The organism is Phreatobacter stygius (genome assembly GCF_005144885.1).
Lineage (GTDB): Bacteria > Pseudomonadota > Alphaproteobacteria > Rhizobiales > Phreatobacteraceae > Phreatobacter > Phreatobacter stygius.
Window position 1 is genome coordinate 1,853,828 of the sequence record NZ_CP039690.1, and the last position, 21,871, is coordinate 1,875,698.

Below are 21,871 nucleotides of genomic sequence, written 5' to 3' on the forward strand. Positions count from 1 at the left end.
TCGGCGTGACAGCATCTCTGTCCTAAGGGCCGGGCGTTCCATGCGAAGTTCATGGGACCGACGAGGCCATGGGGCGCGGCGCCGACGGCGGCGCAAGACGACCGGGAGACCGCGATGGCCAAAATGCCTGGGGCCGAGACACCGTCTGTGTCATCCGATCTCGTCAACAGCCTTCGGCTCGACGACGTCAGTCTCGACGACAAGTTCGACCTGACGAAAAAGGACATCTTCGTCACCGGCGTCCAGGCCCTGGTTCGCCTCACCTTGATGCAGAAGGAGCGCGACCGGCGGGCGGGCCTCAACACCGGCGGTTTCGTTTCCGGCTATCGCGGTTCGCCGCTCGGCGGTCTGGACCAGCAGTTCGCCCGGGCGCAGCGCAATCTGCTGGCCAATGACATCATCTTCACCCCCGGCCTGAACGAGGACCTCGCCGCGACCGCGGTCTGGGGCACCCAGCAGGCCGAAATGCGCGGCGAAGGCAAATATGATGGCGTCTTCGGCGTCTGGTACGGCAAGGGACCGGGTGTCGACCGCTCCGGCGACGTGTTCCGCCACGCCAATCTCGCGGGATCGTCCGGTAATGGCGGCGTGCTCTGCCTGATGGGCGATGACCACACGGCGGAATCCTCCACCGTCGCGCACCAATCGGAGTTCCACTTCGTCGACGTGATGATGCCGATCCTCAATCCGGCCGGCGCGCAGGAAATCCTCGACTACGGCCTGCTCGGCTGGGCGCTGTCGCGTTATTCCGGCAATTGGGTCGCGCTCAAATGCATGAAGGACACGGTGGAATCAACCGGCGTCATCGACGGTTCGATCGACCGGATCAAGGTCGTCATTCCCGGCGAGGACGAATTCGCCATGCCGCCGGGCGGCCTGTCGATCCGCCCGGAAGACGACCGTCACGAACAGGAGCTCCGGCTCCACATGTACAAGCGCGCGGCGGCGCTCGCCTTCGTCAAGGCCAACAAGATCAACCGCATCATCACGTCGGGCGGGCGCAAGCCGAAGCTCGGCATCATCACCACGGGAAAAAGCTATCTCGACACCCGCCAGGCATTCGACGAACTGGGCCTCGACGAGGTCAAGGCCAATGACCTCGGCATCCGCCTGTTCAAGATCGGCTGCACCTGGCCGCTCGATCCGGGCGAACTGAAGAGCTTTGCCGATGGTCTCGACCTGATCATCGTGGTCGAGGAAAAGCGCTCGCTGATCGAGGTGCAGGTGCGCGAGGAGCTTTACGGCTCGGCCAACCAGCCGGTGGTCATCGGCAAGAAGGACGAAGACGGCAACTGGCTGTTCCCGGTCCACGGCGCGCTCGATCCGAACGACGTTGCCATCTGCATCGGCGAACGCATCCTGAAACATGCAGGCTTCGTCGAGGACATCGCAGCCAATGTGCAACGCCTGAAGGCGGCCCAGGAGGTCTTGAAGACGACGCCCTCGATCGCCGCCCGCGTGCCCTATTTCTGCTCGGGCTGCCCGCACAACACCTCGACCGTGGTGCCCGACGGCATGCGCGCCTATGCCGGCATCGGCTGCCACTACATGGCGCTGTGGATGGACCGCAAGACCGAGGGCTTCACCCAGATGGGCGGCGAAGGCGCCAACTGGGTCGGCGAGGCGCCGTTCTCCAGGCGCGGTCACGTGTTCCAGAACCTCGGCGACGGCACCTATAACCATTCGGGTTATCTGGCGATCCGCTTCGCCGTCGCGACCAAGACCAACATCACCTACAAGATCCTGTTCAACGACGCGGTCGCCATGACCGGCGGCCAGCCGCACGAGGGCAGTCTGACGGTACCGATGATCGCCGCGCAATTGCGCGCCGAGGGCATCGAGCGCATTGCGGTCGTTTCCGACGAGCCGGACAAATATGGCGCCGCGGGCGCGGTTTTCCCTGCCGGCACGACCTTCGACCATCGCGACGACCTGCAGGCGATCCAGATCGAACTCGCCAAGCTGCCCGGTGTCACCGCGCTGATCTACGACCAGACCTGCGCCGCCGAGAAGCGCCGGCGCCGCAAGCGCAAGCAGTATCCGGATCCGATCAAGCGGGTGATCATCAACGAAAGCGTCTGCGAGGGCTGCGGCGATTGCGGCGTGCAGTCGAACTGCGTGTCGATCCAGCCGGTCGAAACCGAATTCGGCCGCAAGCGCACCATCGACCAGTCGTCCTGCAACAAGGACTTTTCCTGCGTGAAGGGCTTCTGCCCGAGCTTCGTCACCGTCCATGGCGCCGAGATCAAGAAGGGCAAGGGCCTGAGCGTCACGGCTGATGTTTCGGGCCTGCCCGAGCCGGTGATCCCTGAAATCGGCCACACCTACAACGTGCTGATCGCCGGCATCGGCGGGACCGGCATCGTCACCGTCGGCGCCATCCTTGGCATGGCCTGCCATCTCGAAAAGAAGGGCGTCGGCCTGATCGACATGGCGGGCCTGGCGCAGAAGGGCGGCGAGGTGTTCTCGCATATGCGCATTGCCCGCACGCCCCAGGACATCCACTCGATCCGCGTGCATGCCGGCTCCGCCGATCTCGTGCTGTCGGGCGACATCGTCATCGCCGGTGGCAAGAAGGCGCTGGCTTCGATGAAGCCGGACACCAAGGTGGTGGTCAACACGGTCGAGATGTTGCCGGGCCAGTTCACCCGCGACGCCAATTTCTCGCTGCCGTCGGAGCGGCTGAAGCGCGCCATCATCACCCATGCGAGCCGCGAGACGACCCATCTCATCGACGCGCAGCGGCTGGCCACCGCCTTGATGGGCAATTCGATCGCCTCGAACCTGTTCCTGGTCGGTTATGCCTATCAGATCGGCGCCCTGCCCTTGAGCGCTGCGGCCATCGAGCGGGCGATCGATCTGAACGGCGAAGCCGTGCAGATGAACGTCACCGCCTTCCGCTGGGGCCGGCTCTCGGCCCATGACATGGCGGCCGTCGAGGCACTGGTAAAGCCGGCGGCCGGGATCTCGGCGCAGGAGAAGATTTCCGAGACGCTGGACGAGAGCGTTGCCCGGCGCATCGCCTTCCTCACCGCCTATCAGAACGCCGCCTATGCCGAGCACTATGCCAAAGGTGTCGCCAAGGTCAGGCGGATCGAAGCCGAGCAGGCCCCGGGGAAGCAGGCTTTGAGCGACGCGGTCGCCCGCTACCTGTTCAAGCTGATGGCCTATAAGGACGAATACGAGGTCGCCCGGCTCTATACCGATGGCGGGTTCCAGAAACAGGTTGCCAAGGCCTTCGACGGCGACAACCTGCGCTTCGAATTCCACCTGGCGCCGCCGCTCTTCGCCCGGATCGACCGGCATACCGGCCTGCCGCGCAAGATGAGCTTCGGCCCGTGGATGATGCGCGGGTTCAAGATCCTGGCCAGGTTCAAGGCCCTGCGCGGCACCGCCTTCGACGTTTTCGGCTATAGCCACGAACGCCGGACCGAGCGCCAGCTGATCGCCGACTACGACAGGCTGATCGGCGAGATCCTGGCCAAGCTGACACCGGACAATCACGCGCTGGCGGTCGCACTTGCCGCCATCCCGGAAAAGATCCGCGGCTTCGGCCATGTCAAGGCGCGCCATCTGGCCGCGGCGAAAGCCGAGGAGGCGGCGCTCATTGCCCAGTTCCGCAGCCAGCCGAAGCCAGAGGTGCAGCTCGCCGCCGAATAAGTTCGGGCCAGCCCCGACAGAACAGGCCTGTCGGGGCTGAGGCACAAGCGGATATCGGCTCGGATTTGCCTCAGATCTTGAGCGAACGGTTCTGTTCGCGGCCGAAACCGCGGATCTCGAGGCGGTCGGCATGGACCTCGACGATCGAATAGGCGGTGGTATCGGGCGTATCGACCATGCCGCAGAAATTGACGAAATATTTGCCGCTGACCTCGGCGAAATTGCCGGCATGGTTGTGGCCGCAGAAATAGGCGACGAAATTGTCGAAGCCGGTCAACAGCTCGACGATCCGTTCGGCATCCCAGAGATTGTGGATATTGACCGGATAGATCGGGTAGTGGCCCATGACGATGACCTTTTCGCCTGATGCCTTGGCCTTGGTCATGGTTTCGCCGAGCCAGGCGAACTGGGCATCGCTCAACGATCCGTTCCAGGCCTGCGCGTTGATCGCGTTCTTCTGCTTCAGCGCCGCCAGCCGTTCGGCGGCGAGCTCCCGGCGGGCATCGCCGCGCGGCGGCGCGAAGGTGCTGACGTCATTGCCATCGAGGATGATGAAGCGATAACCGCCTCCGGCGAAATCGTAATAGGCCCTGGGCATGCCGGTATTGCGCACGACGGAGGCGAGATAGTCGTTGGCGACATCGTAGTCGTGATTGCCGAGCAGGAAGAAGCGCTCGTGCTTCAACTGGTCGTAGACCGGCAGGACATGGCCGAAGCTCTCCCAATGCCGGTCGATGATATCGCCGAGCGTCGCGACGAAGCGCAGGTCGTGCTTGTTGAACTCGCCGATCGCCGCCGACAATTTCCACAGGCTGTTGGCGTAGTAGCGGTTCATTCTGAGATTTGGCACGACCGGCGCATATTGCGGATCGGCAACGATGCCGAAGCGAAACAGCGGCCCGGCCTGGCCACGCGCCGGACCGGCCAGAAAGCCGCCGAACGGCGTGACCAGCGTGGCCGCCGCGCCTGATGTGAGAAGATTGCGCCTGGTGATCATCATGGGCTCCGGATGCCAGCTATCGTCAGGCGCGATCCTGCCTGCCGCCGGCTACGTCCTTGTGACACCGGCGAATGCGGCATGTTCCGGAACTGCGACAGGCAAACATCTTGATCCCGCCGGCTTTTGCCGCCAAAAGAACGGTCGAAACCGTTTCTCCCCCGAAAGGGGCCGACGACTGGGACCTGAAGATCCATGGCCGCTGCCGCTGACCGCCCGATCAAATGGACGAACGTCACCAACGTCGTCTGCGCCACCGTTCTGATCGCCTGCGAGACGATCGGCACGGGCGCCGCCGGCGGCTGGGCGCTGGCCGGCCTGCTGAAGATGGGCGACCTGGCCGTGCATGTCGCCGTTGGTATCGGTTCGCTGATCGGCCTGGTCGCGACCGTCGCCTTCTACCGCTCGGCGATAAGGGCCGAACCCTTCCGCTGAGCAGGCCGGCGCCCGGAATAACCGGGACCCTAGCCCAGAGTCTTCTTCATGTGCTGAGCCGCCCGATCCGGCAATTGCTGGACATGGGTCGGCTCGAAGCCCTTGCGGGCGTACCAGGCGATCCGCTCGGTGAGCTTGACGTGGGTGTAGAGCGTCATCGCCTTGGCCCCGAGCGCCCTCGCCCGGGTCTCGCAAAACGCCAGGATGGCATCGCCGTAACGCTTGCCTTGCGATTTCGGATGCACCGCCAGCGAATAGATGACCGGTTCGGGTCCGGGCTCGAACACCGCGCAGGCGGCGAGGTGATCCTCGCCATCGGCAACCCAGATCTCATGATTTGATATCAGGGCGCCATAATCAGCGGTGCGCGGCATGGATGCGACGCCGATGATTGCCTCATTGGGCAGGTAGGCTGCCGTCTTCAGCGCCTGGATCCCAGGCACATCGGCGAGTGTCGCCCGGCGCAGCGTCAAGGGGCCTTCGGTCGCGGTCAGCTGGTTGAACACGCCAAGCGCCACCTTCTGCCGGCCGGCGGCATCGAAATTGGCAGGATCGAGCCATCGCTCGAAGGCAAGCTTGCGTTGCGGCCATTCGATGTCGAGCATCGAGAACCAGGCGGTGTCCCGGTTGTGCCCCTTGGCGATCACGTGCTGGCGGAACAGGCCCTCATAGGTGAAACCGAAACGGATCGCCGCGCGCTTCGACGGCGCATTGAGATCGTTGCACTTCCATTCGTAGCGCCGATAGCCGAGCGTCTCGAAGACATGGGCCGCCATCAGATATTGGGCTTCGGTTGCCGCGGGCGTCCGCTGCAGGGCCGGCGTATAAAGGATCGAGCCGACCTCGATGACCCGGTTCGCCGGATCGATGCGCATCAGCGACAGCCAGCCGATGGCACGATCATCCCGGTCGGCGATCGCCCAATAGACCTGATCGGTCGTGCCGGCGGCGATCTTGGCGACGAAAGCGCTAAATTCGGCCTGGTCGGAAAAGGGCCCGGCGGACAGATAGGCCCATTGCGCAGCCTTCTCCGGTCCGTGCGACAAGGCATAGAGACCGTCGCTGTCGCGCGCCGCATCGAGCGGCCTCAAGCGGCAGGAACGCCCCTCGATAACACAGTGGACCGGGCGCGGAGCCGGGGTCGTGTCGATCACCGGCCCAAGGTCTATGGCAGTCACGTTGCAGCTCCAGTCATGCGGGGGCAGCGCCGGCATCCTTCAGGATTTGGCGCCATGCTCACGGAAGAAGGTGTTGAGCGCGCCGAAGGGTTCAGCCTCGCCCAGCGCATTGAAGGTGCCCGGTCCGGCGATCTCGCGTGCCGCTTTCAGGAAGCCGCCCCAGGCGGCGCGCGCCAGCGCCGAACCGACGCTGATGCGGCGGACACCGAGTGCTTCGGCGTCGGCGACGCTGATGCCGATCGGCCCGGAAATCAACAGGTTGACCGGCTTCGGTCCGGCCGCCGCGACCACCTCGTGGATGTCGTCGGCCTTGCGCAGGCCGGGTGCATAAAGCACGTCGGCGCCGGCCGCCGCGAAGGCCTTGAGCCGCTTGACCGCCTCGGCCTGGGCGTCGGGGTAGCCGACGAGATGGGCCTCGGACCGTGCGGTCAGCAAGACACCGGTGCCCTTCAGCGCTTCGACGGCCGCCGCGACCCGCTCGACCGCCAGATCGAAGTCGTAGAGGGGTTTTGCCGGATCGCCGGTATTGTCCTCGATCGACAGGCCGGCGACGCCGGTCCCGGCGCAGAGCCGGACATTCTCGGCGACCCCTTTCGGGTCGTGGGCATAACCCGACTCGTAATCGGCATTCACCGGCAGATCCGTCGCCTTGACGATCTCGGCAATATGCGCGAGCGCCATGTCGCGCGGCACGGCCCAGTCCATGTCCGGCAGGCCGCGCGAGAACGAGAAGCCCGACGAGGTCGTCGCCAGGGCCTTGAAGCCGAGATGTTTGAGCATCAGGGCCGAACCGGTATCCCAGGGGTTGGGAATGACGAAACAGCCGGTTTCGTGCAGGCGACGGAAGGCTGAGCGTTTCGCTGCGATGTCCATGACACCCCTCATCAAGGCTCGATCGCGCCAGCCTTCCGCCGAAAGGCCGCGCGCGCAAGACAATCCTGCTGATGGCGCCGATCGCAGGGGCGAATAGGCGATTACTTCGCCGGCAGCACGGCGGCGAGATCGGCCTCGCCGAGGATGCGATAGCGTCCGGGCGCGAGATCATCCGGCAGCGCCAATTGCCCGATACGGTCGCGATGCAGCGCCGCGACGTGATTGCCGACGGCGGCGAACATCCGCCGCACCTGGTGATAGCGTCCCTCGTGCAGGGTCACGATCGCTTGGGTCGGCGAGACGACCTCCATTTCGGCCGGCAGGAGCGGCTTTTCGTCGCCTTCCAGAAGCAAGGTGCCGGCGGCGAACCGCGCCGTCTCGTCGCCGCGCAGGGGGCGTTCGAGCGTGACGCGATAACGTTTAGGGACATGGTTCTTCGGCGAGATGATGCGGTGCAGGAGGGCGCCGTCATCGGTCAGCAGCAAAAGCCCGGAGGTTTCCTTGTCCAACCGGCCAACCGTCGAGATCGCCGGATCGCGCCGGCGCCACCGGTCGGGCAGCAGCGAATAGACCAGCGGTCCAACCTCCTTGTGCGAGCAGGTGACCCCGAGCGGCTTGTGCAGCATCAGCGCCACGCCCGGCGGCGGATCGAGCGGACGGCCGCGCACGACCATGCGCTGCGACAGGTCCGGCGTCACCGCGATCCGCTGGTCGGCATCGTCGATGATCTTGCTGTCAAGCGTCACCAGCCCGGCATGGACGAAGCCCTGCACCTCCCGGCGCGAGCCATAGCCGAGATTGGCGAGCAGGCGGTCGAGCCGGAGATTGAGCGCCGGCTTGCTCATTTCTGCGCCTCATAGACCTTGTAGGCGCCGGTCTCGACCCGCATCGTCACGGTCTTGAACAAAGGCGCCAGGACCGCTTCGTAAGGCAGGTGGCGATTGGCGACAAGCCAGCAGATGCCGCGGGCTTTCAAGAGTTCGGCGGCACGCCGCACGAAGGCCTGGCCAAGCGCCTTGTCCTCGGCCCCGCCGTCGTGGAACGGCGGGTTCATCACCACGAAGTCGAGCCCCTTCAGGTCGCCGGGCGGTTGGCGCAGGTCGGCCCAGATCCGGGTCACGCGCGCGTCGGTGACATTGATCCTGGTCGCCTCCAAAGCCCGGCGATCGATGTCGACCAGGGCGAGCTGGCTGACCGCGGGCGAAGCCAGGATGGCCCGCGACAGGACCCCGATGCCGCAGCCGAGATCGGCACCGCGGCCGGCCAGATTGGGCAGGTGTTCGACCAGCAGCGCACTGCCTCGATCGACCCGGTCCCAGGAGAACACACCGGGCTGGGACTGCAACCCGATGTCGGGCACCAGGCGCTGCGCACCTTCGACCAAGGCGGTGTCCAGGCCGCCGAGTGCCTGCGGCCGCGCCACCGTGCAGATGCGGTGATGGCGGCGGGCGGTCTCTTCGACCACGCAGCCGAAGCCTTCGAGCTCGCGGCGCAAGCGCGAACCGCCCTTGTCCTTGGGCGCCAGCACGACAAGCCTTGCCCCCGGCGCCAAGGCCTTGAGTGTCAGCGCCAGCGTATAGCGGCGCTCCAGCGTGCCAGGCGGCGCCGACACGATCATGCCGGCAAGCGAGCCCTCGCCTTGCGCTTCGAGCGCCATTGAGCCGGGCATGAGCGGCGAGAACTGGATGGCGCCGGCCGGAACCTCGGCGAGGTCGGCGGGCGGCAGGCCATAGAGGCCGAAGGCGGCGGCGTTGTTGGTGGGTGAAGACAGGGTCATGGCGCGCTTCTTAGCCTCAAGCCCGCCGCAAGGCCATGGCGGGACGGCGCCAATCGGCATAGGGGGCGGTCGTTTGACCGCACCCCTGCCACACCACCCGGCATGCGGGTCCGCACCGGGCGGTTCGAGAGATTGAGGTCAGGCGAGCCTGGGCATTCCCAGTTGGTCGGCCCATTTGATCGTGAGGACTGAGTTGAGGAGCATCCCGCTGTTGCGCCACCAGCAGCGGGAGTTTCCCGCTACCTTCTGAGCGACGTTGGGTTTGGCTCCCATCGCTATCAGCTCCCGAAGGATTGTCCTGCCCCGCTTCCAGTGCTTGAGCTGGATGGCCCGCAAGCGATGACGCATCCACTCGTCCAGCTCGCGCCAGACCTTGGGTGTTTGCGCCAGTCGGAAGTAGGCTTTCCACCCCAGCACGAAGGAGCACAACCGCGCCGTCACCGCTGTTAACGATCGCCCGGTCACCCGGGGTGTCAGTTCACGGATCCGGGTCTTGAACGCCTTGATCGCCTTGTCGGCGACCCGCCGTTTGACCACCCGACCCGGCGCCACCCAGAAGGCGTAGCCGAGAAAGCGGCGGCCGAAGACGGAAGCCACGGCACTCTTGGTCTCGTTCACCGTCAGATGAAGCCGGCCGTAGAGTCGTCGCAGCAGAGCCATGACCCGCTCGCCCGCCCGCCTGGACCGCACATAGACGTTGCTGTCGTCGGCATAGCGGCAGAAGGCATGGCCGCGTCGTTCAAGCTCCTTGTCCACCTCGTCGAGCAGCACGTTGGCCAGCAGCGGTGACAGCGGGCCACCTTGCGGCGTGCCCCTGGTCCGCTTGATGACCGCATCCCCATCAACAATGTCAGCGTTCAGGAAGGCACGGACCAGACGGATAACGCCGGGATCCGGGACCTTCCGGCGCAGACGATCGATCAGGATGTCGTGGTCCACCCGGTCGAAGAATTTCTCCAGGTCGACATCCACCACAACCCGCCGCCCGGACTGCACGAACGATTGCGCCGCCAAAACGGCATCGTGTGCGCGTCTGCCCGGGCGGAAGCCGTAGCTGTGCTCGCTGAAGGTCGGATCAAGGATCGGCTGCAGGACTTGCAGGAGCGCCTGTTGGATCAGGCGATCCAGCACCGTCGGGATGCCGAGCTCGCGCTCGCCTCCCCCCGGCTTCGGGATCATCACGCGACGCACCGGCTGCGGCTGGTACGTCCCCTTCAGCAGACTGTCGCGGATCACGGACCAGTCGGTTCGCAGCATGCTGGCCGTCTGGTCGATATCCAGACCATCCACGCCTGCCGCACCCTTGTTGGCGCGCACCTGCTTCAAGGCCCGCAGAAGGTTCTCTCGCGCCAGAACCGCTTCGAGCAGTCCCGGCCCCGTGTCGTTCCTGGTCCGGGGCGGGGGCGCGGCTTCGTCGAGACAGGAGCCCGAGCGGGCTTCACCCGTTCGCCTCTCCCGCTTCCCGGGCGTACCCGGCATCTGACGCATGGCCTTGCTCATCCTTGGGGGAACTTCACTCTCTCTCGTTCGGTCCTTCGCCGACGGTGGCCCGCCGGCTACTACGACCTCGGCTGACTTCTCGCTCCGGTTCGACACTGTCGCCCTTTCAGGCACGAGGCGAGATCTCCCCAGGTAAGAACGCAATCCTTCCCCGCACAAACGCCGGATTTACGTCATCGAGCCTTGACCACAAGGGCTTTGCGGTTCGTTGCCCGCTCGCCCTGCTCGACACCGCCTTCTATCCGGTTCTTGTCCATCGTCTCGCGGGTTACGCTCCACGCTTCCTCCCCACGGTCGGTCGCCCTTCCGCAGTTGCGCTTCGCTTCGTTCGCTGTGGCCAGCTTACGGGAGGACTTCCACCTCCAAGATTGCGCCCATGCTGGGCGCACAACGAAAAGCGCTCCCCGCCGGTCAGGCGAGAAGCGCTTATGAGGCGATAACCCCTGGGGCTTTAGTGGTTGTCGCGCGGAATTCCGCGTTTCTGGGCGATCTTCTGGTATTTGACCGCCGGCTTGAGCACCATGCCGTCGGACAGCTGGCTGACCATCGAGCGCTGGATCTCCTGCCAGGGCGTCTGGCTCTTCGGCACCTTGTAACCGCCATTGGCCTTCAACTCGGCCATGCGCTCGTTGAACTCCGCCTCCGAGATCAGGATATTGGCCGAGCGCTTCTTCAGGTCGACACGCACCTTGTCGCCGGTCCTGAGCACGGCGAGCCCGCCATTGGCCCCGGCCTCCGGCGACGCGTTGAGGATCGACGGCGAGCCCGAGGTGCCCGACTGGCGGCCGTCGCCGATGCAGGGCAAATCACGGATGCCCTGTTTCAAGAGCGCCGCCGGCGGCTGCATGTTCACGACCTCGGCCGAGCCCGGATAACCGAGCGGGCCGACGCCGCGCACGAACAGCACGCAGGTCGCGTCGATCTTGAGCTCGGGATCGTCGATCCGGTGGTGATAGTCCTCCGGCCCGTCGAACACGATGGCGCGGCCCTCGAAGGCCTCCATGTCTTTCGGATTGGACAGGTAGCGCTTGCGGAAATCCGGCGAGATGACGCTGGTCTTCATGATGGCTGAATCGAACAGGTTGCCCTTCAGCACGATGAAGCCGGCATCCTTCACCAGCGGCTTGTCATAGGGGTGGATGACCTCCTCATCCGAGATGACCGCGTCCTTGACGTTCTCGCCCATGGTCTTGCCATTGGCGGTCATGGCGCCGGCGTGGATCTTGCCGGCCTTCAGGAGCTGGTTCATCACTGCCGGCAGGCCGCCGGCCCGGAAATATTCCTCGCCGAGGAAGGCGCCGGCCGGCTGCATGTTGACCAGCAGCGGCACCTCGTGGCCGACCTTTTCCCAGTCGTCGATATCGAGTTTGACGCCGATATGTTTGGCGATGGCATTGATATGGATCGGCGCATTGGTCGAGCCGCCGATCGCCGAATTGGCGACGATGGTGTTCTCGAAGGCTTCGCGGGTCAGGATGTCAGAGGGTTTCAGATCCTCCCAGACCATCTCGACGATGCGCTTGCCGGTGGCATAGGCCATTTGCGGCCGCTCGCGATAGGGCGCGGGAATGGCCGCGCAGCCGGGCAGCGACATGCCCAAAGCCTCGGCCAGCGCGTTCATGGTCGAGGCCGTGCCCATGGTGTTGCAATGGCCGATCGAGGGCGCCGACTTGGTCACCACGTCGATGAATTCGTCATAGGTGATGGTGCCGTCGGCCTGCAGCTTGCGCGCCTCCCACACCACCGTGCCGGAGCCGGCGCGCTTGCCCTTCCACCAGCCGTTGAGCATCGGCCCGCCCGACAGCACGATGGCCGGGATATTGACGGTCGCCGCGCCCATGATCATCGCCGGCGTGGTCTTGTCGCAGCCGGTCAGCAGCACCACGCCATCCATCGGATAGCCGTAGAGGATCTCGACGAGCGAGAGATATTGCAGGTTGCGGTCGAGTGCCGCGGTCGGCCGCTTCAGGGTTTCCTGGATCTGATGGACCGGGAATTCGAGCGGAATGCCGCCGGCATCACGGATGCCGTCGCGGACACGCTGGGCCAGCTCGATATGATGGCGGTTGCACGGCGAGATGTCCGAGCCGGTCTGGGCGATGCCGATGATCGGCTTGCCCGAGCGCAGTTCCTCGACGGTGAGGCCCCAGTTGACCGTGCGCTCGAGATAGATCGCGGTCATGCCCGGATTGTCCGGATTGTCGAACCACTGCCGCGACCGCAGGGCCTTGGGCATCTTCTTCCGGCGCGGAGCCATGCATTGTCCTCCCTAGGGATGCGCCGGGGATCCAAATCGATTGAACCGGCCCCGGCATCGTCGTTGAGAATGAGTTGAACCTGGAGATATCAGGAAATCAACGGCGAAACGCGGAAGGCGCTCATGCGCGGGCAACGACCCGACGGAGTTGCTTGCCGGGATCGTCCTCCGCGGCCATCTTGTGCTTCGGAAGCATATGCTTCCACGAGAGCTCTGATGGCCATCACGCCGCGCAACAAGAAGGTCGAAGATCAGATCCGGCGCCTTGGCCGGCGTTTGGGCAAGGGGCCGTCGGCGGTCATCGCCGAGGTCGTCGAGCGGGCGATGCAAGCCGACACCACCGGCAGGAACCAATTTCCGCCGGAGGAGATCGTGCGGCGGAAGGCGCTGATTGACAGCTTCCTTGCCGACATGGCGGCGAACACCACGGAGGACGATCGCAGGATCGCCAGGGACCTCGACAAGGGGCGTCACGACGACGCTGGGGTGCCGAAGTGACAACCGTCGTCGATACGCCGGCTCTCGTCGCGCTCATCGTCGGCGAGCCGAAAGCGCCTCGGCGACTGGCGCGCCTCGCACTTCTCCAGCCATCAACCGTCCCGGCCTCGTGCTATCTCGAAGCCTCCATGGTGCTTGCAATGCGCGCATGGGCGGCGCGGTCTCGATCAATTGATCGCCGACTTTTCGGTCCCGTTTACGTCTCTCGACGAGCCGATTGCCCGTCTGGCCGCCGATGCCTTTGAACGGTTTGGCAAGGCCATCGGCCATCCCGCCAAGCTCAATTTTGGCGATTGCCTTGCCTATGCAACCGCCATGCGGCTGGACGCGCCCTTGCTTTTCAAGGGCGATGACTTCCGCCATACCGATGTCCAGGCCGCGCTCTGACATTTGGCCGCTCAAGCGAAATAATCCCGAGGAAGCCCGATGACATTCCAGACCGTCCCGCATTTCGACCGCATCGGCGAGGAGAACGCCTTTGCCGTATTGGCGCGCGCCACCGCGCTGATGCGCGAAGGCAAGGATGTCATCAATCTGGGCATCGGCCAGCCGGATTTCGCCACCCCCGGCAACATTGCCGAAGCGGCGATCAAGGCAATCCGCGACGGCCATCACGGTTATACGCCGGCCAACGGCATCCTGCCGCTGCGCGAGGCGGTGGCGGCCGATCTCGACCGCCGCTTCAAGGTCCAGGTCTCGCCCGAAGAGGTGATGATCGTGCCGGGCGGCAAGGTCACCATGTATATGGCGATCCTGATGTTCGGCGAGCCGGGCGCCGAGATCCTCTATCCGGATCCGGGCTTTCCGATCTACCGCTCGATGATCGAATATACCGGGGCGACGCCGATCCCGGTGCCGATCCGCGAAGAGAACGGCTTTGCCTTCTCGGCCGACGAACTCCTGTCGCTGATCACCCCGAAGACCCGCCTGATCATCGTCAACTCACCGGCCAATCCGACCGGCGGCGTCACGCCCAAGGTGGAGATCGACAAGCTGGTGAAGGGCCTGGAGAAATGGCCCGATGTCGCCGTCCTGACCGACGAGATCTACGACCAGATGGTCTATGACGGCGAGCAGCACGTCTGCCTCCTGTCCTACCCGTCGATCCGTGACCGGACCATCCTGCTCAACGGCTGGTCGAAGACCTATGCCATGACCGGCTGGCGCCTTGGCTATTCGGTCTGGCCCGGCAAACTCTACGACTATGCCCGCAAGCTGGCGGTGAACTCATTCTCCTGCGTCAATGCGCCGTCGCAATATGCAGCGCTCGAGGCGCTGACCGGCCCGCAAACTGAAGTCGGCAAAATGGTCGCCGAGTTCGACACCAGGCGCAAGCTGGTGGTCGAAGGCCTGAACAAGCTGCCGGGCGTCTCCTGTATCGTGCCGAAGGGCGCCTTCTATGCCTTTCCGAATGTCTCCAAGACCGGCTGGAAGGCCAAACCGCTCGCCTCGGCACTGCTCGAGGATGCCGGCGTCGCCACCATTGGCGGGCCCGATTTCGGAGTGTTCGGCGAAGGCTATATCCGCCTCAGCTATGCCAACTCGGCCGAGAATATCCTGAAGGCGCTCGACCGCATGCAGGCTTTCCTGGAGCGGCGGAACGCGCCGTAAAGGCGCTCCGGATCGACCGCCATGGACTGATAATCGCGACCGCTCAATCGTCCCCGAGGATCGTGTCGAGAAACTTGGCCGGATCGGCCAGGAACCGGCGCGTCACCTGGACATGGTCCAGCTCCTCGTAGCCGACCTGCCTCGGCCCGTTTTCGCCGAACTCGTAGATCCAGGCGTTGGGATAGGCGAGCAGGATCGGCGCGTGAGTCGCGATGATGAACTGGCAGTCCTTGGCGGCCAATTCGTGGAGCCGGCGCAGGAAGCGCAGCTGCCGGGTCGGCGAGAGGGCCGCCTCCGGTTCGTCGAGCAGATAGATGCCCTTGGCCCGGAACCGGTGCTCCATCAGCGCCATGAAGCTCTCGCCATGGGACTGCTCATGCAGCGAGACCCCGCCATAGGCGTTGAGCGGGTTCGGTCGCGGGCCCGCTTCCGCCGCGGCGCGGTCCATGATCGAGGCGAAGTTGAAAAAGCTCTCGGCGCGCAGGAAGAAACCTTCCTTGACGATCCGCCGGGTGCGCTCCAGCCGCAGGAAGCGATGCAGCTCGGAATGGGCGGGATAGCTCGCCGATTTGGCCTGCAAGGATCCACCCTCGGCGCGAAAACCGAGCGCGAGCGCCACCGCTTCGAGCAGCGTCGATTTGCCCGAGCCGTTCTCGCCAACGAAAAAGGTCACCTTCGGATGGAAGGCAAGGCTTGCAGTGTTGCGGACTGAATCGAGATTGAACGGATAGGCCTCGTCGTCCCAGCCGTCGGCATGGTCGAGCCGCGCCCGGAACAGGATCTGCGGATGACGCCACAGCCGGTCCAGCTCGGCATCCTCATCCTCGTCATAAGGCCTTTGCCGGCCACGCCGGTCATTCGCCATGGAGCCTCCAAACGAGCCTGGACTCTCAGACCCCGAATTATACGCGCCCGGCGTCCGCGCCAAGCGGGCAAGGCAGGTCAGCCGATGACAGAGGTCACTTCTCGAAACGGCCTTTCCGTGAAAGAATGGCGAAATAAATCGATTGAAATGACATCTGGAGACGAAATTATGTTGCTCAAGGGCAAGATCGCCATCATCACCGGAGCGGCGTCGAAACGCGGCTTGGGGCTTGCCACCGCCCGCCTGTTCGCCGAACACGGCGCCAAGGTCGTGCTCACCGACCTTGACCTGGCAAGCGCGCGCGACGCCGTGAAGACGCTTAAGGGACGTGGCCATCTGGCGCTCAAATGTGACGTCGTCAGGCGCGCCGATTGCGACAAGGTCGCGGCCCGCACGCTGGCCCGCTTCGGCCGCATCGACGTGCTCATCAACAATGCCGGCATCACCTCGCCGAAGCGGCTGATGGACACCGACGCGGCAACCTATGACCGCATCATGGACGTCAACATGCGCGGCACCTACCAGATGACCCAGGCCGTGGTGCCGGCCATGCGCGCGCAGCGATCCGGCTCCATCGTCAATATGAGTTCAGCCTCCGGCCAGCGTGGCGGCGGCATTTTCGGCGGCTCGGCCTATGCCGCGGCCAAGTCCGCCATCCTCGGCTACACCAAGGCCTCGGCACGCGAGCTCGGCCCCGACAATATCCGGGTCAATGCCATTTGCCCGTCGATGATCGATACCGACATTACCGGCGGCACGCTGTCGACCGCCCAGATGTCCGGCATTGTCGCGACCGTTCCCATGGGCCGGCTCGGCACGGCCGACGAAATTGCCGGCTGCTACCTGTTCCTGGCATCCGACCTCGCGGGTTACGTCACGGGATCGGAGCTCGACATCAATGGCGGCAGCCATATTCACTAGGTTGGCGGATCAGCGCCCGCCGAGCAGCATGACCCCCCAGGCGGCCAGGAACGGCAGCGGCAGCGAGGCGACGACGCGCAGCCACACCACCCGCGCCGGCATGACCGGCAGTTCCCAGACGAACAGGCGCTGCACCGCGAACAAGGCCCAGGCGGTGGCATAAGCGACCACCGGCACCAGGCCCGCGCCGCTTTTCAGCGCGGTCGAGCCGATGGCGAAACCGACCACCGGGCCGCCGGGCGTCAGCGCGCCGGCGACGGTTGCGAGCAGCAGCCCCGTGATCCCGGATTGCGGACCGAGCCAGGAGCGCACGACGTCCGGCGGCAGCAGGGCGGCAAGAAAGCCTGATCCGATCACGCCGATGGCGAGCCGCGGCAGCAGGTGCAGGAAGTCGAAGGTCCCGGACCTGAGGCCGGCCTTGAGGACGTCCTCGCCGCGCCGCCAGGCGATCCCGACCAGCACGATGACGATGAACCAGAGCGCGACCGACAGGACGAAGACGATCATGCGCGCGGCCCGCCGGGCACCAGCTTGGCCAGGAAATGGGCGCCGAGCCCGGCCAGGATCGGCAAGGGCAGCGAGGCGATGGTGCGCAGAATGACGAAATCGATGCCGAAGAACGGCACCTCCCAGATGATCGCCCGATTGAGCCCGATCAGCGTCCAGCTCGTCACGAAAGCGACCGCCGGCCCGACGCCGGCGCCGATCGCCAGGAAAGCGCCGGCCAGCGGATAGATGGTGAAGGGGCCGCCCGGCAGGATGGCGCCGATGGCGGTGGCGATGATCAGCCCGGTCAGGCCGGAATCACCGCCGACCCAGCGCGACACCACTTCGCGCGGCAGCAGCAATTGCACGAAGGCGCCGATCAGGCAGCCGGCCAGCACCTTGGGCAGGATCTCGACGAACAGCCAGGTGTCCTCGCCGAGGATTTCAAGGAGCCCGCGGGCGCCCTCCCGGCGATAGACGAAGAACGCGCCGGTGAGCACCAGCGCGAGCACGACCAGCGTCGAGATATCGACGATCTTGCGGGACTTTTTCGGAGTGTCTGGGGCGGGCAAGGAGGCAGGCCGGGCATGAGGCGGGCGGGCTGACCAGCCCACCCGCACCCTAGTCAGCCAGACGCCATCGGCAAGCCGAAGCTTGCGGAGCAGCCCTGCATTGCCGGACCGAAGCCCCGATCGGGGGATCCGCCCGGACGGCGATCAGCCTGCCCGTGCTGCCTTGGCTTCCGCCGCCGCCTGGTCGAGATGAGCGACCAGTTGCGGATCGAGGCCAAGGGCGGAGGCGAAGTCCTGCAGGAATTTCGTCTCGGCCGGATTGTCCAACGTCATGCCGAGGTGAGCGGCGAGATAGGCCTGGGCCTTCATCTCGTCGGTCGTGCAGGAGGCCGCGATCATGCGCAGGCTCAAGGGCGCGGCGAGCACGCCGTCGAGATAGGACTTCTCGGCGGTGCCGAGCCCCATGGCGTCGAGCTGGCCGACGATCATGGCGCGCTCATCCGGGCTCAGCTCGCCATCGGCATAGGCGCCGGCCACCATCGACCGGAGCAGGATGGCGGCGGTCTCGTCGACCGTGCCGGCCGCATCGGCAAAGCCCTGCGGCGGCTTGCCGAGCCCGAGGATCGAGGTGACGTCGTCGATCGTGCCCTGGACGACCGGCTTGCCCTGCTGGAAATTGCGCAGCGCCACATAGGCAAGGCCGCCAATGGCGGCGAGCCCGCCGAGGCGTGCCGCGGCGCCGGCGATCTGGCGGCCGGCACCGGTGCCGAGCAGCAGGCCGGCCAGCGTGCCGGCGCCCGCGACCCCGGCGAAACCGCCGCTGTTCTGCTGCAGCGTCTCGGCCGCCTGTTTCAGGAAACCGCCGAGATTGCCTTCGGCCTGGGCCTTCTGAAGGCCTGCGGCCAGATCACCGAAAATATTGCCGGCCTGGGTCTGCGCGGTGCTGGCGCCGGACTGGGCGGCATTGGCGAGCCCGCTGAGCAATCCGCCAAGACCGCCGAGACCACCGCCGAGACCACCGCCGAGACCGCCGCCGAGGCCGCCTGGTCCGCCGGCCTGAGCGCCCGGCGCCTGGGCTGGGGCCTGACCCTGGGCGCCCTGCAGCGCCCGCGCCAATTGTTCGAGCAGCGAGCCGCCCTGCGCCTGGCCCGCCTGGCCCGCTTGGCCGGCCTGTCCCGCCATCCCGGCGAGCTGGCCGAGCAATCCGCCGCCGCCGCCCGGCTGGGTGCCGCCCGACAGCATGGAGGTGAGAATCTTCGAGATATCGGTCACATGACTTCTCCCTGAATGCCTATCCCCGGGACGCATGATGGCATGCAACCCGCGAGCAGCAAGAGGGAGAACTACGCCCGTTTCGTGTCAGGCGCGCAAAGCGCTTGCCGCCCGCGCCAGGGCTTCGATACGGCCGAAGTCGCCGGCCGCGATCGCCTCCTCCGGCACCACCCAGGATCCGCCCACCGCGCCGACATTGGCGAGCGCCAGATAGGCCGGCGCCTTGGCCGCGTCGATGCCGCCGGTCGGGCAGAAGGCGAGCCCCGGCAGCGGCCCGCCCAGGCTCTTCAGGAAGGCGACACCGCCCGACGGTTCGGCCGGAAAGAACTTCAGGCAGGTGAAGCCGCGGCCGGCAAGCGCCATGGCCTCGCTGACCGTTGCGCAGCCCGGCAGCACCGGCACGCCGGCGGCGGCCAGGGCCGTCGCGAGCTCTGGCGGCGTGCCGGGCGAGACCAGGAATTGCGAACCCGCCGCCAGCGCCCGTGAGATATCGTCGGGCCGCGTGATGGTGCCGGCACCGACGATCGCGTCGGGCACGCCGGCCCGCATGGCGGCGATGGCTTCCAGTGCCTGTGGTGTTCGCAACGTCACCTCAAGCACGCTCAGGCCACCGGCCGCGAGCGCGCGGGCCAGCGGCACCGCGACGGCGACATCCTTGATGGTCAGCACCGGGATGACCGGGCTGATGGCGAGCAGCGGGCGGGCGTCGATGACCGGCATGGGCAATCCCGATTGAAGGCTCGAAACGACTAGCCCGAACTGCTCACACGGGCCGGCGCCGGGCGGGCGCGCCGTCGCCGGAGACATCATGCTGATCTCGCCACCGGCGCGATAGCCAGTCTTTAGCGGCCGAGCGCCGCCGGGTCATAAAAGAACCGCTCGCGAAAGATCTTGTCGCCACGCCAGAGCTGGAGCGCCAGTTCGTCGAGCTTGCGGGTGACCCCATCCGGGCCGGTCATTTCGAACACCCAGTTGATCGCGACATGGTCGCCGTCGACCAGAAAGGTGGTCACCTTGTGGGTGTTCATCTTGATGCGCTTGAGAACCGCGGCTTCGTGGGCCACCAAGAGGTCGCGCCCGACCCGCGGCGCCTGCGTGTTCTCCTGCATCGAGGCGTCTTCGGTGTAGAACTCCTCGATGGCGCGGACGTGCTCGTTGGCCTCGACGATGGCGATGAATTTCTCGACGGTTTCACGGCTGGGCATGATGTCGATCCCTTGTGTCTTGTCCTTGGCGGCGCAACCTGACCGATGCCGGGCCGCCGCGTATATCGGGAACGATGCGGACTTGTGACTAGCGCGACAGCGGCAGGCGCGGATCGTCCTTCAAGGTCTCCAGCACGATGGAAGAGCGCACCCGCGCCACGCTTTCGTGCGGCAGCAGCACCTCGTTGACCAGCGCCGACAGCGATTTGAGATCGCGCACCACCAGTTTCATCAGGTAGTCGGCGTCGCCGGTCATGGCGTGGGCCTCCTGGACTTCGGGCATCGCGCGCACCAGATCGCCGAAGCGCTTGGCATTGAGGCCGGAATGGGTGGCGAGCGACACGAAGATGAACACGGTGACACCGAAGCCGAGGCGCGTGGCGTCGAGATCGGCGCGGTAGCGCCGGATCAGGCCGGTTTCCTCCAGCCGCTGGCGCCGCCGCGACACCTGCGAGGGCGACAGCCGGACCAGGTCGGCCAGTTGCTGGTTGGTTCGTGCGCCGTCAGCCTGCAAAGCATCGAGCAGGCGCAGGTCAAAGCCGTCAATCTCGACAGAAGTGTTCATGAGGAGAGAGTTTAGCACACGGAACGTGCATGTCGAGCTTGGTTTCCGGCGCGCTTTTCACACCCCTTGCATCGGTTCTGCACGACACTGGTCCCATCGCCAAGAACCGCCGCCGAGGAGACCGCCATGGGCCCGTTCCCGCACGATGCGCCGCCATCCGCCATTACCGAGCAGAACCCGATGGGGACCGATGGTTTCGAATTCGTCGAGTTCGCCCATCCCGATCCGGCCGAACTCGGCCGCGTGCTCGAACTGATGGGTTTCAAGCCGGTCGCCAAGCACCGGTCCAAGAACGTCACGCTCTACCGCCAGGGCGACGTCAACTATGTCGTCAATGCCGAGCCGGATTCGTTTGCCCAGGGCTTCGCGGCCGAACATGGCCCCTGCGCCTGCGCCATGGCGTTCCGCGTCCAGGACGCCAAACAGGCCTATGAGCGGGCGATCTCGCTCGGCGCCGAGCCCCATATCGGCAAGGTCGGACCAATGGAACTGGCCATTCCCGCCGTCAAGGGCATTGGCGGATCATTGCTCTATTTCGTCGACCGCTACGGCGACAAGGGCTCGATCTGGGATGTCGACTTCGTCTGGGCCGCCGAACGCGATCCGCATCCCGAAGCCGCCGGCCTCTATTACCTCGACCACCTCACCCACAACGTCCATCGCGGCCGCATGGACCATTGGGCCGGCTGGTACGAGAAACTGTTCAACTTCCGCGAAATCCGCTTCTTCAACATCGAGGGCAAGCTGACCGGCCTGATCTCGCGGGCGCTGACCAGCCCCTGCGGCAAGATCCGCATCCCGATCAACGAAAGCCTCGACGACAAGAGCCAGATCGAGGAATACCTCAAGCAATACAAGGGCGAAGGCATCCAGCACATCGCCTGCGGCTCGCGCGACATCTACGCGACCGTCGAGGCGCTGCGCGCCAATGGCCTGCCCTTCATGCCTTCGCCGCCGACGACCTATTACGAGAAGGTCGACGCGCGCGTGCCCGGCCATGGCGAGGACGTCGAGCGCATGCGGAAGAACGGCGTGCTGATCGACGGCGAAGGCGCGGTGGCGGTCGGCGACAAGGAAGGGCGCATGTCGCGCGTCCTGCTGCAGATCTTTTCCGGCACCGTGCTCGGCCCGATCTTTTTCGAGTTCATCCAGCGCAAGGGCGACGACGGCTTCGGTGAAGGTAATTTCCGCGCCCTGTTCGAATCGATCGAGGAAGACCAGATCCGTCGCGGCGTGATCGGCGGCAAGGCCGCCTGACC

Annotated in this window: 21 protein-coding genes; 7 read left to right on the top strand and 14 right to left on the bottom strand. The window is 65.5% G+C overall.

Features of this window, described 5'->3' with window-relative positions:
- The first annotated feature begins 147 nt into the window (after positions 1–147).
- On the top strand, positions 148–3,660 hold the full coding sequence (locus tag E8M01_RS08465) for an indolepyruvate ferredoxin oxidoreductase family protein (RefSeq protein WP_246088645.1): 3,513 nt from the start codon (positions 148–150) through the stop codon (positions 3,658–3,660).
- A gap of 70 nt (positions 3,661–3,730) precedes the next feature.
- On the opposite strand, the gene E8M01_RS08470 is transcribed toward E8M01_RS08465, so the two are convergent.
- On the bottom strand, positions 3,731–4,657 hold the full coding sequence (locus tag E8M01_RS08470) for a metallophosphoesterase (RefSeq protein ID WP_136959727.1): 927 nt from the start codon (positions 4,655–4,657) through the stop codon (positions 3,731–3,733).
- Between the two features lie 195 nt (positions 4,658–4,852).
- On the opposite strand from E8M01_RS08470, the gene E8M01_RS08475 reads away from it, so the two are divergent.
- Positions 4,853–5,092, top strand: a complete 240-nt coding sequence (locus E8M01_RS08475; protein ID WP_136959728.1) for a hypothetical protein — start codon at positions 4,853–4,855, stop codon at positions 5,090–5,092.
- A 29-nt stretch (positions 5,093–5,121) separates the two neighbouring features.
- On the opposite strand, the gene E8M01_RS08480 is transcribed toward E8M01_RS08475, so the two are convergent.
- The 6 genes from E8M01_RS08480 to E8M01_RS08515 form a co-directional block, all read right to left on the bottom strand.
- Positions 5,122–6,270 (bottom strand): GNAT family N-acetyltransferase, encoded by a 1,149-nt coding sequence (locus E8M01_RS08480; RefSeq protein WP_246088646.1) that lies wholly within the window; start codon positions 6,268–6,270, stop codon positions 5,122–5,124.
- 39 nt (positions 6,271–6,309) lie between these two features.
- Positions 6,310–7,143 (bottom strand): isocitrate lyase/PEP mutase family protein, encoded by an 834-nt coding sequence (locus E8M01_RS08485; RefSeq protein ID WP_211596706.1) that lies wholly within the window; start codon positions 7,141–7,143, stop codon positions 6,310–6,312.
- A 101-nt stretch (positions 7,144–7,244) separates the two neighbouring features.
- On the bottom strand, positions 7,245–7,988 hold the full coding sequence (locus tag E8M01_RS08490) for a pseudouridine synthase (RefSeq protein WP_136959731.1): 744 nt from the start codon (positions 7,986–7,988) through the stop codon (positions 7,245–7,247).
- Positions 7,985–8,920 (bottom strand): class I SAM-dependent methyltransferase, encoded by a 936-nt coding sequence (locus tag E8M01_RS08495; RefSeq protein ID WP_136959732.1) that lies wholly within the window; start codon positions 8,918–8,920, stop codon positions 7,985–7,987. Before E8M01_RS08495 ends, E8M01_RS08490 begins: the two co-directional genes overlap by 4 nt.
- 138 nt (positions 8,921–9,058) lie before the next feature.
- Positions 9,059–10,408, bottom strand: a complete 1,350-nt coding sequence (ltrA, locus tag E8M01_RS08505; RefSeq protein WP_246088531.1) for a group II intron reverse transcriptase/maturase — start codon at positions 10,406–10,408, stop codon at positions 9,059–9,061.
- A gap of 463 nt (positions 10,409–10,871) precedes the next feature.
- Positions 10,872–12,677 carry an IlvD/Edd family dehydratase gene (locus E8M01_RS08515; protein ID WP_136959733.1) on the bottom strand — a complete coding sequence of 602 codons (1,806 nt, stop codon included), beginning with the start codon at positions 12,675–12,677 and terminating at the stop codon, positions 10,872–10,874.
- Positions 12,678–12,893: 216 nt separating this feature from the next.
- Here E8M01_RS08515 and E8M01_RS08520 point away from each other — a divergent pair, with 216 nt between their 5' ends.
- From E8M01_RS08520 to E8M01_RS08530, 3 genes are all read left to right on the top strand, one after another.
- On the top strand, positions 12,894–13,175 hold the full coding sequence (locus tag E8M01_RS08520) for a hypothetical protein (protein ID WP_136959734.1): 282 nt from the start codon (positions 12,894–12,896) through the stop codon (positions 13,173–13,175).
- A gap of 171 nt (positions 13,176–13,346) precedes the next feature.
- Positions 13,347–13,562, top strand: coding sequence for a PIN domain-containing protein (locus E8M01_RS35515; RefSeq protein ID WP_342778693.1), 216 nt, complete (start codon positions 13,347–13,349; stop codon positions 13,560–13,562).
- A 39-nt stretch (positions 13,563–13,601) separates the two neighbouring features.
- The gene (locus tag E8M01_RS08530) at positions 13,602–14,786 is read left to right on the top strand and encodes a pyridoxal phosphate-dependent aminotransferase (protein ID WP_136959736.1); all 1,185 of its coding nucleotides are present in this window, start codon (positions 13,602–13,604) and stop codon (positions 14,784–14,786) included.
- Between the two features lie 43 nt (positions 14,787–14,829).
- On the opposite strand, the gene E8M01_RS08535 is transcribed toward E8M01_RS08530, so the two are convergent.
- Entirely contained in the window at positions 14,830–15,651 is an 822-nt protein-coding gene (locus E8M01_RS08535; protein WP_136959737.1) for an AAA family ATPase, read from the bottom strand.
- Between the two features lie 168 nt (positions 15,652–15,819).
- On the opposite strand from E8M01_RS08535, the gene E8M01_RS08540 reads away from it, so the two are divergent.
- Positions 15,820–16,572 carry an SDR family NAD(P)-dependent oxidoreductase gene (locus E8M01_RS08540; protein WP_136959738.1) on the top strand — a complete coding sequence of 251 codons (753 nt, stop codon included), beginning with the start codon at positions 15,820–15,822 and terminating at the stop codon, positions 16,570–16,572.
- A 9-nt stretch (positions 16,573–16,581) separates the two neighbouring features.
- Here the strand turns inward: E8M01_RS08540 and E8M01_RS08545 are convergent, their stop codons facing one another.
- The 6 genes from E8M01_RS08545 to E8M01_RS08570 all read right to left on the bottom strand — a co-directional run bounded on the left by E8M01_RS08545 (position 16,582) and on the right by E8M01_RS08570 (position 20,612).
- Positions 16,582–17,079 (bottom strand): hypothetical protein, encoded by a 498-nt coding sequence (locus E8M01_RS08545; protein ID WP_136959739.1) that lies wholly within the window; start codon positions 17,077–17,079, stop codon positions 16,582–16,584.
- Positions 17,076–17,630 (bottom strand): permease, encoded by a 555-nt coding sequence (locus E8M01_RS08550; RefSeq protein WP_170181833.1) that lies wholly within the window; start codon positions 17,628–17,630, stop codon positions 17,076–17,078. Before E8M01_RS08550 ends, E8M01_RS08545 begins: the two co-directional genes overlap by 4 nt.
- A gap of 144 nt (positions 17,631–17,774) precedes the next feature.
- The gene (locus E8M01_RS08555) at positions 17,775–18,842 is read right to left on the bottom strand and encodes a tellurite resistance TerB family protein (protein WP_136959741.1); all 1,068 of its coding nucleotides are present in this window, start codon (positions 18,840–18,842) and stop codon (positions 17,775–17,777) included.
- Positions 18,843–18,929: 87 nt separating this feature from the next.
- A complete protein-coding gene (eda, locus tag E8M01_RS08560; protein ID WP_136959742.1) occupies positions 18,930–19,562 on the bottom strand; it encodes a bifunctional 4-hydroxy-2-oxoglutarate aldolase/2-dehydro-3-deoxy-phosphogluconate aldolase in 633 nt (210 codons plus the stop codon).
- A 122-nt stretch (positions 19,563–19,684) separates the two neighbouring features.
- On the bottom strand, positions 19,685–20,047 hold the full coding sequence (locus tag E8M01_RS08565; protein ID WP_136959743.1) for a nuclear transport factor 2 family protein: 363 nt from the start codon (positions 20,045–20,047) through the stop codon (positions 19,685–19,687).
- Between the two features lie 88 nt (positions 20,048–20,135).
- Positions 20,136–20,612 (bottom strand): Lrp/AsnC family transcriptional regulator, encoded by a 477-nt coding sequence (locus tag E8M01_RS08570; RefSeq protein WP_136959744.1) that lies wholly within the window; start codon positions 20,610–20,612, stop codon positions 20,136–20,138.
- A 126-nt stretch (positions 20,613–20,738) separates the two neighbouring features.
- On the opposite strand from E8M01_RS08570, the gene hppD reads away from it, so the two are divergent.
- Entirely contained in the window at positions 20,739–21,869 is a 1,131-nt protein-coding gene (gene hppD / locus E8M01_RS08575) for a 4-hydroxyphenylpyruvate dioxygenase (RefSeq protein ID WP_136959745.1), read from the top strand.
- The last annotated feature ends 2 nt before the right edge of the window (positions 21,870–21,871 follow it).